This window comes from Desulfitobacterium sp. PCE1, assembly GCF_000384015.1.
GTDB lineage: Bacteria > Bacillota > Desulfitobacteriia > Desulfitobacteriales > Desulfitobacteriaceae > Desulfitobacterium > Desulfitobacterium dehalogenans.
Genome location: NZ_KB913023.1, coordinates 3,577,736 through 3,592,187, shown reverse-complemented (window position 1 = coordinate 3,592,187; position 14,452 = coordinate 3,577,736). Strand labels below are relative to the sequence as shown.

Here is a 14,452-nt window from a genome sequence, read left to right as displayed (position 1 = left end):
AATGCTGAGAGTGATCTTGGTGGATGATGAGAAACCAGCCCTTGATCTCATGGAGCGAATGTTCAGCAAGAGGAAGGATGTAGAAATTGTCGGGAAGTTTCTGAAGCCTTCTGAAGTGTTGCTGAATGTTGAGAAATTGAAACCTGATGTGGTATATTTGGATATCGATATGCCTGGTACAAATGGAATTGAACTGGCAATGCAAATTGCTGAGATAAATGATCAAGTGGCTTTTGTCTTTGTGACTGCTTATGATCGATTTGCCCTTAATGCCTTTAATGTCAATACCCTGGACTATATACTGAAGCCCGTTGTCGAGGAAAAGCTGGATCGTTCTATAAACAGAGTATACAAACTAAAGGGGATAGGAAAAAGTAAACACAAGACTGAAAGCAATTCAATCGATATAAGGATGTTTGGTGGTTTTGAAGTAAAGATCGGGAGTCAAATGCCCATACGCTGGACGACCGCGAAGGCAGAAGAGCTATTTGCTTATTTATTGCTTAATGATTGTTCCGTGTCTAAATGGGTGCTGATGGATAGGCTATGGCCTAATACTGAAACTCATAAAGCTGAACAAAGTCTATATACAACAATATTTCGGTTGAAGCAATCCTTTAAAGAAAATAATTTAGGCTTTGAGATTCAAGCAGTAAAAAAGACCTATCGACTTATCTCTCTAACAGAATTGCATTGGGATGTAAAGGAGCTGCTTAATTCCCTATCCTTTGACGATGAAGGCTCTATGCAAAGAGCTATGAAAATCTATAAAGGGGATTTGCTGGCAGGAAAAGACTATTTCTGGTGTTATCAGATGAGAGTGGAAATGTTGGCGATCTACCAGAAGCTGGCATTAAAGCTTTTCTACTATTATTTTCAAGAAAAACGCTATCGTGAAGGTTTGGACGTTGTAGAAAGTGTTTTAAGACATACTCCCCTTAACGATGAATTCATGGAGAAGCTTGAATCTTTATTGGATACTAAACTGGATAAACGGATAGTCAGACGGATTTCCGCGATCATAGAAAAAGTGACAATGGAAGAATTGATCTACAAGCACGATTTAGATTCAAATTGATAACATTTTAACTATGATTTTAGAAAAATTATTTTGTGATAGAAGATAAAAGATAAGAATTATAAAGATGGTATTTAAGTATGAGAACCGATGCATGGCTGTTTTAGCAAGCCTTGCGGCGGTTTTTTTTTATATGGGGATGTAAGTTTTTTGTAAGGTAGCTCTCTTTATTATATAGAATACCCGTATTAATAGGTCTGTCTTATTAAACGAAATAGGTGGTGAGAGAAATGAGATGCTTAAATTCTGAATAAGTTAAAATGTATTCCTCAGATGATTTGCTTTTTTGGCTACATTAGGAAATGGCTGCTGGGAATTTAGACTGACCATTAGTATGGTGAGCTCATATGGAGCGAAAGGAGGCTTTACTATTAGTGAACAATAGATCTAAAATGAAATTCAGGAGGAATGACCTGAAAAGCAGATTCAAGTTTTTAATAACTTGGTTATTAACCGCTTGCCTACTGGTGTATAGTCCATTTGGAGCTGTCTCAGTTGCCGCAGAATCTGATGGGGTTATCATGAACGATATACTGGATGACAACAATAGTCTCGAAGAACCATTCTTTCAAATCCAGTCGACTACTCCTTCAGGTATTACTGTGACTACCCCATCAGCAATCAACTACATAGAAGGTATTAGCGATAGAGTAATAGTCACAGATTTACTGCCCGGAGATATTGTAAAAGTATATGATCAGGCAACAGGGGGCGACATCCTTGGACAGGGCACAGTAGCTTCAGGTGAAACTTCAGTAACAATAGAGATTCCTCAGCTTGGTAAAGGGAAGGGAACGGTCTACGTTTCGGTTACCTCCGGCGGAATAGAGAGTGACAGGGTAGAAGTGGATTATGTAAGTGAGCCGATACCCTGGCAGATTTATGGTCACACGGGGAACTGGGGTGAAGATGTTAAGTTACCAAGAACGCCATTCAAGAAAGATAATGCCTCACCGCCCGCTTATCCTAAAGATGAGAACGGTGTTAGCGACGATAGTCCTCTGGGGCTTTATTATAATCAACATATTATAATAAAGGGAAGTGGAACCAGGGTTACGTTTTATGGTTACGCTACAAATGCATATAAGGACTTTGTTTTGTTACCCAGTGTATCCACGTCAAAGAAAACAATTACATTTGATATGGATCTATCCAAGGTTAACTATCACAGCATGGAAGGCGCAGGCATTTTGCTTAATAGCAAAATAGAGGCGGGAAAGCTATATGGGTATGCGATTCTCTTTACAGGTGCAGTGAAAAGTGATGATAGCGAAGATATAAGCAAAAGAAAAATCAGATTATTCCAGATAAATGGTGTAGACATAAATAGTTTCTACAATAAGACAGGTACCAGTGGTGGAGAATTAACTTCCTTCAGTGAGATCAAAGAGATTGTTGGGGCCGCAGTGACCCCTGCTTCTGGTGATCAACACTCACTGGAACTTGAAATAACTTCTGATAATGTTAAGTTAACTGATCAGGTAGAAGGTCAGCCCTCGGTTGTATTGGAACAAACGTTAAATCAGGTAAATAATGCTGGTAATGGGTTTGGCTTTATTGCTAGTCATATTGGACATCAATGCCACATGCTTTCTTACTTTACGATTACTGATGTGTCCATATCCGATGCTGATAAAACTCCCTATACTTGGCCTTTACTTGATTTGACGGCCAAACTTTCTAGCGAGGACCCCTATGGCTCCGTTGAGTTGAATTATACAGCACCGGAGAATGCTGAAGTAGTAATTCTTCAATATTCAACTGACAGTAACTTCCCGGAAGAGAGTACAGCTAGTATGCCCCTCGATCCGGAATCAGCTCAGACAACGGTCAATGGCTTGAAGGATAATACAAAATACTATTTTAGACTTTTGATAGGCGGAGGGGGAAATGGCGGGATTTCCAATACCGCCGATGCGACAACCCAGGAAAATCCCAACACAGCTCCGACTGCAACATCTGTAAGCATTACCGGCAAGCTTGAAGTCGGTCAAACCCTGACCGGTAATTATACTTACTCTGATGCGAACGGTGACCTGGAGGAGAAGGGGAAAGGGGGAACTACCTTCAAGTGGTACCGGGGCCAAAATCAGGATGGAACTGGCAAAGTTCCCATTGATGGGGCAACCTCTCAGACCTACACCTTAGGCATTGAGGATCAGGGCCAATACATTTTCTTTGAAGTCACCCCGGTTGCCCAAACCGGAGTTCTAAAGGGCTCACCAACGGCCAGCAACGGGCAAGGCCCAGTGATCCTGCCCTCATCCATAAATCTGGATGGGACTGTGACTGATCAGAAGACAGATGAAAAAATAGCAGAGGCCACTGTTATCCTTAAGGACCTCAGCGGCAATGAAATCGACAGAGCAAAGACTGACAAAGACGGAAAGTATTCTTTTAACAAGGTAAAATTGGGCAAATATAAGATCGTCGTGGAAAATCCCCAATACAGTACGAAGACTACAGATATTGATGTTATGCCCAATAGTTCCAATGGTACTGTCGGAGTAGATGTTTCCGGCAACTTAACCTTAACTAAAGATGTTGAATTGGTGGATTTTATTATCACCCTGGTTGCCAATCCCAGCAGTATTGTTGGAGACGGGAAGCAGACTACCACCCTCCATGCTCTGATTACCGATAAGGATAATAATCCGATTCCAGGTATTAAAGTAGACTTCAGCGCCCTTGATGGGAATTCCGCCATTGGAAGTTTCCCAGGTGGTTCTGAGGCAACTACGGATCATGAAGGAAAATGCTCTGTAGTTTATAAGTCAGCGAATTTGTCCGGAATTGAAAGCAAAACTGTTATTGTTCGGGCAGAGGTCGACGATGATATAAAGAATCTTCATGCTGCCAGTGAAATTATAGTAACCTTTGAGCCCAGCAGCATCCAAGGCATTGTTATGGATAATGCAACAGGAAAGCCTGTAGCAGGGGCTATCGTAGAGGTAGCAGAGGATTTTGATGGAGATGGCATCGTCGACTTCTACGCTAAAATGATTACCGGGTCTGACGGAAAATACAAAATTGCCGTACCCAAGGGAAATATGCCTTATAATGTGAACATTGCAAAACCTGTGATTGTAGATGGTGTACCATTGGGGGAAGTAACCTTTACTCACACCTGTATTGTCGGTGAGATTACAGGGGCAGCGAAAGAGAGCTTTGATTCTTCCAAAACCATTACCGGGGTAGCGTTGATGAAAGCCCCCGATGGCAGTGCTCATAGATTAAGTGGAAATAGCTATGAAATAGAGCTTGTCGACAGCAATCAAAACCCGGTTTCCCTTCCACCCGGTTCCAGTGCGCTAACGAGCGAGGGAATTTTCAAGGCTGATAACCTCCCACCTGGAACCTACACTATCAATTTGAAACATAATGTTGGCGGTACCGGCCAAAAGCTCACCATAGGAAAGGCCGTAGCCACTGTAACCGCTGATGGTGAGATCGTGATCAGCACAATCCTTATCGACCCCTATGGCACGGTCACGGATCGTGATACGGGACTGCCCATCAGCGGGGTAACTATGGAACTCTACTGGGCGGATACTAAACTGAATAAGGATAACGGTCGTACCCCGGGGACATTGGTCGCTTTGCCGGCTGACCCGGCTGCAACCAATAATAATGCCAATCCCCAGCCTACATCAAGCACTGGATACTATGCCTGGATGGTCATCCCTGACGGGGATTATTACATCATTGCTAAAAAATCCGGCTATTACACCTACGATAGCCGTCGGGATAAGCGCCAGGAAACCATTGGGGACAGCTGGATCAAAGATGGTATAATCCATGTGGGAACCGACATTGTCCTTTATGATCTACAGATGGAATCGCGGGACAGGGATAGAGACGATGGCGGTGGTGGCGGTTCTGCTCCGATAGGCCCTGTTACTCCTCCAATCACTCCTCCTGCAGAGAATACTTCCAACCTTGTCAATCCTCAAAATCCGGCGCTGGTTGTTCCTGCTGATCGATTGACCAAAAAGGAGATTTTGATTGCGGCGATAAACCAATACAATGAGCGGGAAAAAGCCAATGCTCAAAAAGAAAACCGTACGCCCCGGTTGATTAGTGTAGGTCATCTAAATGAAAGTGCTTACGCAATCAGCAGCAGCAACTCTTCAATTGCCGATTTTGACACCAATGGCCTTCTCAATATTTCCGGAAAAGGGTTATTTGTGATCAGGATCAGTGAAAAGGGTACCAAAAATGTTTATGAATACCAAATGGTAGCCTCTCAAGGGCTGCAAAGACTTGCCGGAGCGAACCGGGTTGATACTGCTTTAGCCATTGCCCGGGGCAGCTATTACGGTAAAGTGAAAAGTGTGGTTGTAGCCAGATCGGATGAGTTTCCTGACGCCTTAACCGGAAGTGTGCTGGCCTATAAAAAAGAAGCGCCTGTCCTGCTGGTTGGACACAGTGAAACCGATTGTCAAAAGCTTATAGAATACCTAAAAGGCTATCTGGAGCCCCAGGGAACGGTGTATATCCTGGGAGGAACCAGGGCGGTAAGCCAATATGTGGAAGACAGTGTAAAAGACAATGGCTTCAGCAATATCATACGCTTGGGCGGGGCGGATCGCTATGGAACGGCTGCCAGGATCTCCGAGCATCTGGACGTTACCCAAGGCAGACCGGTGGTCATTGCTTCAGGGCAAAGCTTCCCGGATTCCCTGTCCGTAAGCAGTATTGCTGCGGCACAACAATTCCCTCTTCTTATCGTTAACCCCAATTCTATACCGGATGAGATCAGGGAAGAATTACTCCAGCGGAACCCCAGTAAGGTGTATATCATTGGCCTGCAAGGGGCGGTCAGCGATGGAGTCAGAGATGAAGTGGCACAGCTTACCGGGCTGGGACAAGAGAACATCGTTCGGATTGGCGGACAGGATCGTTATGCAAGTACCCTGGCCGTTGCCCAATACTTCGACCCAAGCGGACGGGGAGTAAGCATAGCAACTGGTCGGGATTTCCCGGATGCTTTGGCCGGAAGTGTTTATTCAGCCAAATTGAAAGATCCTCTAATCTTGGTAGGGGAGACCCTAAGTACCGATCTCAAAAATTATCTAAAGGTAAGAAAACCTTCTGATATTGTAATTTTTGGTGGACAGGGGGCTGTCAGTCCTGCTATAGAGGAGCAACTCAAGAGTTTGGTAGAGTAGTGCCTTAGAAAAAACGATTCGTATTGATTCCCAGCAAATAAATAGTCATGTGAGATGGGCATCATAAATAGGAATTACTATTTATGATGCTTTCTTTTTTAGTGCAATTTGGACGGCCTTTTTTAGCTTGCCTGATACTTGACAATCAAGAATGAGAGCGGTACTATAATATCATAAATCGTTAGCACTCATTGAGGTCGAGTGCTAACAAAGAAAAAACGAAGGTGGAAAGGTGGTTATGTTGATGCAGATGGACGAGCGAAAAAAGAAGATCCTGCGGGCTATCGTTCAGGATTATGTAAATACTGCTGAGCCGGTTGGTTCAAGGACCATCGCCCGGAAATTTGATTTAGGCATCTCGCCGGCCACCATTCGTAACGAAATGTCCGATATGGAAGAGCTGGGTCTTATCGAACAGCCTCATACTTCAGCAGGCCGCATTCCTTCGGATGCGGGTTATCGGTATTATGTGGATTGCCTCATGGAGAAATCCAATGTTACTGATGATGTAAAGGATGTTATCGAAAAGGAGACCACGAAGAGGATTGCGGAGATTCAGACTGTCATTGCTCATTCCAGCAAACTGCTTTCCGAGCTCACTCACTTGACCAGTATCGTGATAGGGCCGGACAAGGGGAAGAGTGCTTTTAATCAGATACACTTCCTTCCTTATGAACCCAGCAAAGCCATCATGGTAGTGGTCAAGGAAAATGGTGTGGTGGAGAATCAAATTGTCGATATTGGAGAAAATGTAACGGCCGAGGAACTTCAGAGAATTGCCAACGTATTTAACCATAAGATGCGTGGGCATTCTATGGAAGAAGTGAAAAGGGATATGCTTCACGAGATATATAGCGAACTGACTCGTCAACGCTTCCTGATCGACAATGCTTTGGAGCTTCTTTCCGCTATTCTGAGCAATGGCCCTGAAGAATCCAATAAGGTCTATCTGGGTGGAACTCTGAACATGTTGAACCAACCTGAATTCCGGGATGTGGAAAAGATCAAAAACCTTTTCCAGATTTTTGAAGAGGGAGATCAGATCATAAAAGTGCTCCATCCCCAGAAAGAGGGTCTGGCAGTTACCATTGGTGGAGAAAATAAACTAAAGGAACTTCGGGACTGTAGTATTATTACAGGGACCTATTGGATTGACGGAGAGCCTTTGGGTACCATCGGTTTGATTGGACCTACCCGTATGGATTATGGGAAGGCTATAGCCATGGTGGATTATATGACAAGAACGCTCACTGAGCTTCTTACTATACGACAAAGGAACTAGGAGAGGTGGTTTCAATAATGGTGAATTGGGGCGGGAAAACCCCTCCATCGGGTCATACCGAATGGGAAAATAAGAATGCCCAAGAGTCTAAGGAAAATTTAACGGATACCGTTGAAGAAATCCTTGAAGAAGCTGTCCAGGAAGATGAAAGGGGTAATGAATCTTCCCAGGAGCAGGATGTTTCTTTAGAAGAAAAAGTGCTCACCCTTCAGGCGGAGCTTGACCAGACCAAGAACCAAGCGGATGAATACTATGCTCATCTTCAGCGGTTACAAGCCGAGTTCGACAACTATCGCAAGCGGACACAAAAAGAGAAAGAGGATTTTGCCAAATATGCATCGGAACGTGTCATGGAAGGGCTGCTGCCTGTATTGGACAACTTTGAACGAGCGATAGAGGCATCTAAGACCACTCAAGATATAAAGTCCTTTTCCCAAGGAGTGGAGATGATTTTCAAGCAGATGCAAAGCATTCTCGCCAAAGAAGGACTGGCGCCTATTGAGGCGGTGGGGCAGCCCTTTGACCCTAATATACACGAGGCAGTACTCCAAGTGGATTCAGAGGAACACCCGGAGAACACCGTTGTAGAGGAACTCCAAAAAGGTTATTATCTTAAAGAAAAAGTAATACGTCCTAGTATGGTTAAAGTGTCCCGCTAGGTGCGATAAGGAGGAAGTATTGAACATGGGTAAAGTGATTGGAATTGACTTAGGAACCACCAACTCTTGTGTGGCAGTTATGGAAGGCGGCGAAGCCGTTGTTATTACCAACGCGGAAGGGAATCGGACCACTCCATCTGTGGTTGGATTTTCCAAGACAGGAGAACGTTTAGCAGGTCAAGTGGCTAAGCGTCAAGCTGTTTCTAATCCGGATAAAACTGTGCTCTCTATTAAGAGACATATGGGAACGGATTACAAAGTGAAAATTGATGATAAAAACTACTCTCCCCAAGAGATTTCTGCAATGATTCTACAAAAATTGAAAGCAGATGCTGAAGCTTATCTGGGACAGACGGTCACCGAGGCCGTTATTACCGTCCCCGCTTATTTCACCGACGCCCAACGGCAAGCTACCAAAGATGCCGGAACCATCGCCGGCCTGGAGGTTAAGCGGATTATCAACGAGCCTACGGCTGCAGCTTTAGCCTATGGTTTAGACAAGCAAGAGGATCAGACCGTTCTGGTCTTTGACTTAGGGGGAGGAACCTTCGACGTGTCCCTTCTTGAGCTTTCTCAGGGAATGGTTGAGGTTAAAGCCACCAGCGGGAACAACAAGCTCGGTGGGGACGATTTTGACCAACGTCTGATTGACTATATGGCAGCAGAATTTAAAAAAGATCAAGGTGTGGATCTGACTAAAGACCGTGTTGCCCTCCAACGCTTAAAAGAAGCTGCAGAGAAAGCCAAAGTGGAGCTTTCCGGAGTGAGCACCACCAATGTGAATCTGCCCTTTATCACCATGACGGCCGAAGGACCCGCCCACTTAGATATGAATGTTTCACGGGCTAAGTTCGAGGAATTGACTGCGGATTTGGTAGAAGCGACCCTTGGACCTACTCGTCAAGCTTTAGCCGATGCTAAGCTGTCCTGGAGTGATGTGAATCAAGTCATTCTCGTAGGCGGATCCACCCGGATTCCCGCTGTACAGGAAGCCATTAAAAAGCTAAGCGGCAAGGATCCCCATAAGGGTGTTAACCCGGATGAAGTGGTATCCTTAGGTGCGGCGATTCAAGGTGGAGTTCTGGCCGGTGAAGTGAAGGATATTATTCTCGTGGACGTCACTCCATTGTCCCTGGGAATTGAAACCTTGGGCGGAGTATTTACCCGGATTATTGATCGCAACACCACAGTTCCGACCACAAAGAGCCAAGTCTTCTCTACTGCGGCAGATAGCCAGACCTCTGTGGATATCCACGTCCTCCAAGGAGAGCGTGAAATGGCGGCATATAATAAAACCTTAGGCCGGTTCCAACTTTCCGGAATCCCACCTGCTCCCCGCGGCATCCCTCAAATCGAAGTAAAATTTGATATTGATGCCAATGGTATCGTCCATGTTTCTGCTAAAGATATGGCTACAGGTAATGAGCAAAAGGTTACCATTACCGCTTCTACAGGTTTAAGTCAAGAAGAAATCGAGAAAATGAAAAAAGATGCAGAAGCCCATGCCGACGAAGATAAAAAGCGCAAAGAATTGATTGATGCTAAGAACCAAGCGGACTCTATGGTTTACCAAACTGAAAAGACCCTGAAGGACTTTGAAGGTAAGATTCCTGAAAATGAAGTAGAGCCGATCAAGAAGGCTCTTGAAGAATTAAAGGCCGCATCTGCCGGGGAAAATATCGAGTTGATCAAAGAAAAGACTGAAGGAGTAACCAAGGTGCTCTATCCCATCATAGAGAAAATGTATCAACAAACCGGTGGGGCAGCACCGGGACCGGATATGGGAGCAGACCCCGGAATGGGTAGTGCAAAAGCAGATGACAATGTAGTCGATGCCGAATATACTGAAGTAGATAAGGATCAGAAATAATCGAAAGAAGGAAAAAGTTGGGTACAGGGGTTTTCCCCTGTGCCCAATCATCATGTACTGAAGACGGATAAGACTTCAAGAGGGAGAATCAGGAGTGATGGAGGAACAACATGAAACGGGATTATTATGAAGTACTCGGAGTCTCTAAGAACGCAGACGAACAAGAAATCAAAAAGGCCTATCGAAAACTAGCCCGCCAATATCATCCCGATGTTAATCCGGGAAATAAAGAGGCTGAGGAAAAATTCAAAGAGGCAACCGAAGCCTATGATGTCTTAAGCGATTCTGAAAAACGTACTCGATATGATCAAATGGGCCATTCCGCCTTCGATCCCAACCAGCAAGGTTTTGGCGGAGATTTTGGCGGCTTTGGGGATATCTTCGATATGTTTTTTGGCGGCGGTGGTGGTCAGCGTCGGCAAGGCCCCACTCGAGGGAATGACCTTCGTTATGACTTAACCATTACTTTCGAGGAGGCTGCTTTTGGTACCGAGAAAGAAATTCAAGTTCCTCGTCAAGAGGCCTGCACGGAATGTCATGGCTCTGGTTCAGCCCCTGGAACTCATCCTACCACCTGTTCACATTGTCATGGAACAGGGCAGGTTAAGGCTACCCAACGAACCCCCTTTGGAGCGATTCAAACTGCAAGAACTTGTCCAAACTGTAATGGTTCAGGTCAATTTATATCTTCCCCATGTAAAGAATGCAGCGGAAAAGGAACCACACGGAAAGTCAAAACCATTAAAGTCAATGTCCCCGCAGGATCAGAGGATGGTCTTAACCTTCGTTTCAGCGGCAGCGGGGAAGCGGGACTGCGGGGGGGACCATACGGAGACCTTTATGTGGTCCTCAATGTCAAAGCCCATAAATTCTTTGAAAGAGAAGGGAACGACGTGTATTGCGAGATTCCCATAACCTTTGTACAGGCTGCCCTTGGGTCGGAGATCGATATTCCGACCCTGGATGGCAAAGTCAAAATGAAGATCCCCGAAGGAACTCAGACCGCCACGGTGTTCCGTCTAAGAGGTCATGGTATTCCTTATCGCCGTGGCAACGGGAGAGGGGATCAGCATGTGCGGGTGGTCGTAGCCACTCCGACTAAACTCACCGACCGCCAAAAGGAACTGCTTCGTGAGTTCGGAGAGGTTACCAGCGATCAACAACAAATGGGTAAAAAGTCCTTCTTCGAAAAGGTCAAAGAAAATATACGGGATGCCATCGATTTATAATTAAAAGGAGTTCTGAAGCATGAATTGGCGCGAAATTGCGGTAACTGTTTCATCGGCAGGAGAGGAAGCTGTTGCCGATCTTTTTTATCAGCTTGGCTGCCCTGGAGTAAGTGTGGAAGATCCGGAACTTCTGCGAAGTTATGTGGAATCCGGGAACTGGGATTACCATGATTTTGGAGAGATTGCATTAACCGGAACCTCTGTGGTAAAAGGATATTTCTGTGAAGATCACGAGCTTCAGTCCAAGCTTCAGCGACTTGATGAGGGACTGAAGGAGGTGCTTCATTGCTTTCCTGAATGGGTTCTTCAAGTGAAAGGCTTGACCGTACAAGAGGAAGATTGGGCCACCTCCTGGAAGGCTTATTTTAAGCCAGTTCGAATCGGTGAGCGTTTTTTGATCAAGCCCTCTTGGGAAGAAGTAACTCCTCAGCCTCAGGATATTGTCCTGGAGCTGGATCCTGGAATGGCCTTTGGTACGGGAACCCATGCCACGACATCTTTGTGTCTGGGGACCCTGGAAGAGAGGGTGAGACCGGATATGCGGGTCTTTGATTTGGGAACAGGATCGGGGATTCTCGCCATTGCAGCAGCAAAACTAGGCGCTCAAGTAGAGGCTATCGATTTAGACTCTGTTGCCGTTAAAGTAGCTCAAGAAAATGTGGAACTCAATCAGGTGGCTGGACGGGTCCGGGTCCAGCAAGGGGATTTGGGGACGGTATTGCATGGACAAGCCGATTTAGTGGTAGCCAATATCATTGCCGATGTCATCCTGATGCTTATCCCCGACCTAAAGCGGATCATGAGAGAGGATGGAGAATTCCTCGCTTCAGGTATTATCGAACACCGTTCTCCAGATGTGGAAGCAGGACTGCGTGAGCACGGGTTGGAAGTTCTGGAAAAGAAAGAGGATTCGGGATGGGTCCTCTTACGAGCGGGGTGGCAGGGTGCATCGCTTTAAAATATCGGAACTGGGTAGAAATGTTTTCTGGCTTAAGGGTCCCGAAAGAGAACACCTTGTCCGGGTCTTGCGTCTTGCGGTGGGTGATCAGATCATCGGCTTTGATAACTCGGGAGCAGAGTACAAAGCAGTTATCAATAAAATAGAAGACCAAAGCGTGACCTGTGGAATCATGGAACAGGATTACCCGGAAGTAGAAGCCCGAACCCAGGTCTACCTGGCAGCCGGTCTCTCTAAAGGGGAAAAGATGGAGTGGGTCATACAAAAGGGAACGGAATTAGGAATGGCCGGTTTGATTCCCCTGCGCACGAAACGGGCTGTCATGAAGCTGGAAGGGAGCAAGGCCAAAGACCGGGTGGAACGTTGGCAGAAGATCTCCAGTGAGGCATCCAAGCAATCTCATCGGGTCCGGGAACCAAAGCTCTTCCCAGTCTCTGATTGGAAAGAGCTTAAGACTCTCCTCCCGTCAACCACTCAGTGGCTTATTCCTTATGAAAGCGAGAAAACCAAGACCCTCCAATCTGTGCTCAGGAATTTCAGCCCACAGGAACCTATAGCACTCTTAATCGGGCCTGAAGGAGGCTTCGATGAATCGGAAGTACTTTGGGCCCAGGAGAATCTCCAGGCTCAAAGTGTGTCCCTGGGGCCAAGGATTCTGCGGGCAGAGACTGCGGCCATTGCGACCCTTACTCTTGTGCTGGGGCATTATGGGGATCTGGGATAACCGTTCTTCTGCTAAATCGTCAATTAATTCCTAACGGGGGTGCCAAAATGGCAGATTCCATACAGCAAAGAAATCCGTCGTCTTTAGCCGGATGCAGCGGTGATCATTTAGAGCCGCGGGCCCCCGGGGTTTGTTTTGTTACCCTTGGGTGTAAAGTGAATCAGACCGAGAGTGAAGCCTTAGGGCAACTGTTTCGGAATAATGGATATCATGTGGTGTCTTCCACGGAGAAGGCGGATGTGGTCGTGGTCAATACATGTACCGTAACAAATACGGGGGATGCTAAGTCACGGCAAACCATTCGGCGTATGGTAAAGGCTCATCCGGATGCTTTTGTGGTGGTCATGGGGTGCTATGCCCAGACTGCTCCGGGGGAGATTCTTGATATTGAAGGGGTTGACCTGGTCTTGGGAACTCAGGATCGGGGGAGAATCATGGAGCTTATTGCTCAAGTGAAGCAGGAGCAGCAGCCGAAGAACAGTGTACATGCTATTTGGGATGCTAAGACCTTTGAAGAACTGCCTCTGATCGAAGAGGAAAGCAGGACAAGGGCGACTTTAAAAATTCAGGAGGGGTGTAACAAATTTTGCACCTATTGCATTATCCCTTACGCCCGAGGGCCCGTCAGAAGCAGAATCCCTGAGAACGCCGTCACAGAAGCGGAAAAGCTGGTTGCGGCAGGTTATAAGGAGATCGTATTGACAGGAATTCATACGGGCTCTTATGGAGAAGATCTGGGAGAAAATTGGGATTTGGCCCGGTTGGTCAAAATGCTTGCTCAGGTCAAAGGGTTGCACCGCCTGCGCTTGAGCTCTATTGAACCCATGGAATTTACCCCTGAGCTCATCGATGTGATTATCAATCATCCCACGGTCTGCCCTCATCTTCATATTCCTTTGCAATGCGGCAGTGACGCCATTTTAACTCGAATGAAAAGACCCTATGCTGTCAAGGAATTTAAAGAGCTCATTCTACGGCTGAATGCTCTGCTGCCGGGGATCGCCATTACCACGGATGTGATCGTCGGTTTTCCGGGGGAGACGGAACAAAACTTCCGGGAGTCTCTGGAGACCGTTCGTTCCTGCGGCTTTTCCGGAGTTCATGTGTTTCCTTACTCCAAGCGCAAAGGAACTCCCGCTGCTAAATACCCTGATCAGATTCCCAACAAAATCAAAGAGCAGCGAGTGAAGGATCTTATGCAGGTAGCCAGAAAAAGCCAGGAAGACTATGTCCGCAGATTTATCGGGCAGACGGTGGAAGTCCTGATTGAGCGGGTCAGCCCGGAGGGAGTGGCTGCAGGTCATACGCGAAATTATATTCAGGTTCACTTACCCCCTCGGGAAGGAAAAACCTGGGCAAGCGGCGAATTGGTGAATTGTGTACTTGAAGAAAGTTTTGTGAATTAATTTAAATAAACTTCATAGTATGGTTGATTTTTTAAGGACTCCGGCAATAATAGAGGCAGAAAGAAAACCTGGCGA

The 14,452-nt window shown here is 46.1% G+C and carries 9 protein-coding genes; all 9 read left to right on the top strand.

What is annotated here, in order from left to right; translation table 11 throughout:
- Window position 1 precedes the first annotated feature (1 nt).
- Window positions 2–1,078: a response regulator gene (locus DESPCE1_RS0117930; protein WP_014795414.1), complete on the top strand. Its 1,077-nt coding sequence runs from the start codon at window positions 2–4 to the stop codon at window positions 1,076–1,078.
- Window positions 1,079–1,470: 392 nt separating this feature from the next.
- Complete coding sequence (locus tag DESPCE1_RS0117925; protein ID WP_019851232.1) at window positions 1,471–6,249, top strand: cell wall-binding repeat-containing protein; 4,779 nt, start codon at window positions 1,471–1,473, stop codon at window positions 6,247–6,249.
- A gap of 244 nt (window positions 6,250–6,493) precedes the next feature.
- Window positions 6,494–7,531, top strand: coding sequence for a heat-inducible transcriptional repressor HrcA (hrcA, locus tag DESPCE1_RS0117920; RefSeq protein ID WP_019851231.1), 1,038 nt, complete (start codon window positions 6,494–6,496; stop codon window positions 7,529–7,531).
- A 17-nt stretch (window positions 7,532–7,548) separates the two neighbouring features.
- Window positions 7,549–8,190 carry a nucleotide exchange factor GrpE gene (gene grpE / locus DESPCE1_RS0117915; RefSeq protein WP_019851230.1) on the top strand — a complete coding sequence of 214 codons (642 nt, stop codon included), beginning with the start codon at window positions 7,549–7,551 and terminating at the stop codon, window positions 8,188–8,190.
- 25 nt (window positions 8,191–8,215) lie between these two features.
- Window positions 8,216–10,060: a molecular chaperone DnaK gene (gene dnaK / locus DESPCE1_RS0117910; RefSeq protein ID WP_019851229.1), complete on the top strand. Its 1,845-nt coding sequence runs from the start codon at window positions 8,216–8,218 to the stop codon at window positions 10,058–10,060.
- Between the two features lie 110 nt (window positions 10,061–10,170).
- Complete coding sequence (gene dnaJ, locus DESPCE1_RS0117905; protein ID WP_019851228.1) at window positions 10,171–11,289, top strand: molecular chaperone DnaJ; 1,119 nt, start codon at window positions 10,171–10,173, stop codon at window positions 11,287–11,289.
- Between the two features lie 19 nt (window positions 11,290–11,308).
- Window positions 11,309–12,247, top strand: coding sequence for a 50S ribosomal protein L11 methyltransferase (gene prmA / locus DESPCE1_RS0117900; RefSeq protein WP_014795408.1), 939 nt, complete (start codon window positions 11,309–11,311; stop codon window positions 12,245–12,247).
- On the top strand, window positions 12,234–12,971 hold the full coding sequence (locus DESPCE1_RS0117895; protein WP_014795407.1) for a 16S rRNA (uracil(1498)-N(3))-methyltransferase: 738 nt from the start codon (window positions 12,234–12,236) through the stop codon (window positions 12,969–12,971). Before prmA ends, DESPCE1_RS0117895 begins: the two co-directional genes overlap by 14 nt.
- Before the next feature lie 47 nt (window positions 12,972–13,018).
- The gene (gene mtaB, locus DESPCE1_RS0117890; protein ID WP_019851227.1) at window positions 13,019–14,377 is read left to right on the top strand and encodes a tRNA (N(6)-L-threonylcarbamoyladenosine(37)-C(2))-methylthiotransferase MtaB; all 1,359 of its coding nucleotides are present in this window, start codon (window positions 13,019–13,021) and stop codon (window positions 14,375–14,377) included.
- The last annotated feature ends 75 nt before the right edge of the window (window positions 14,378–14,452 follow it).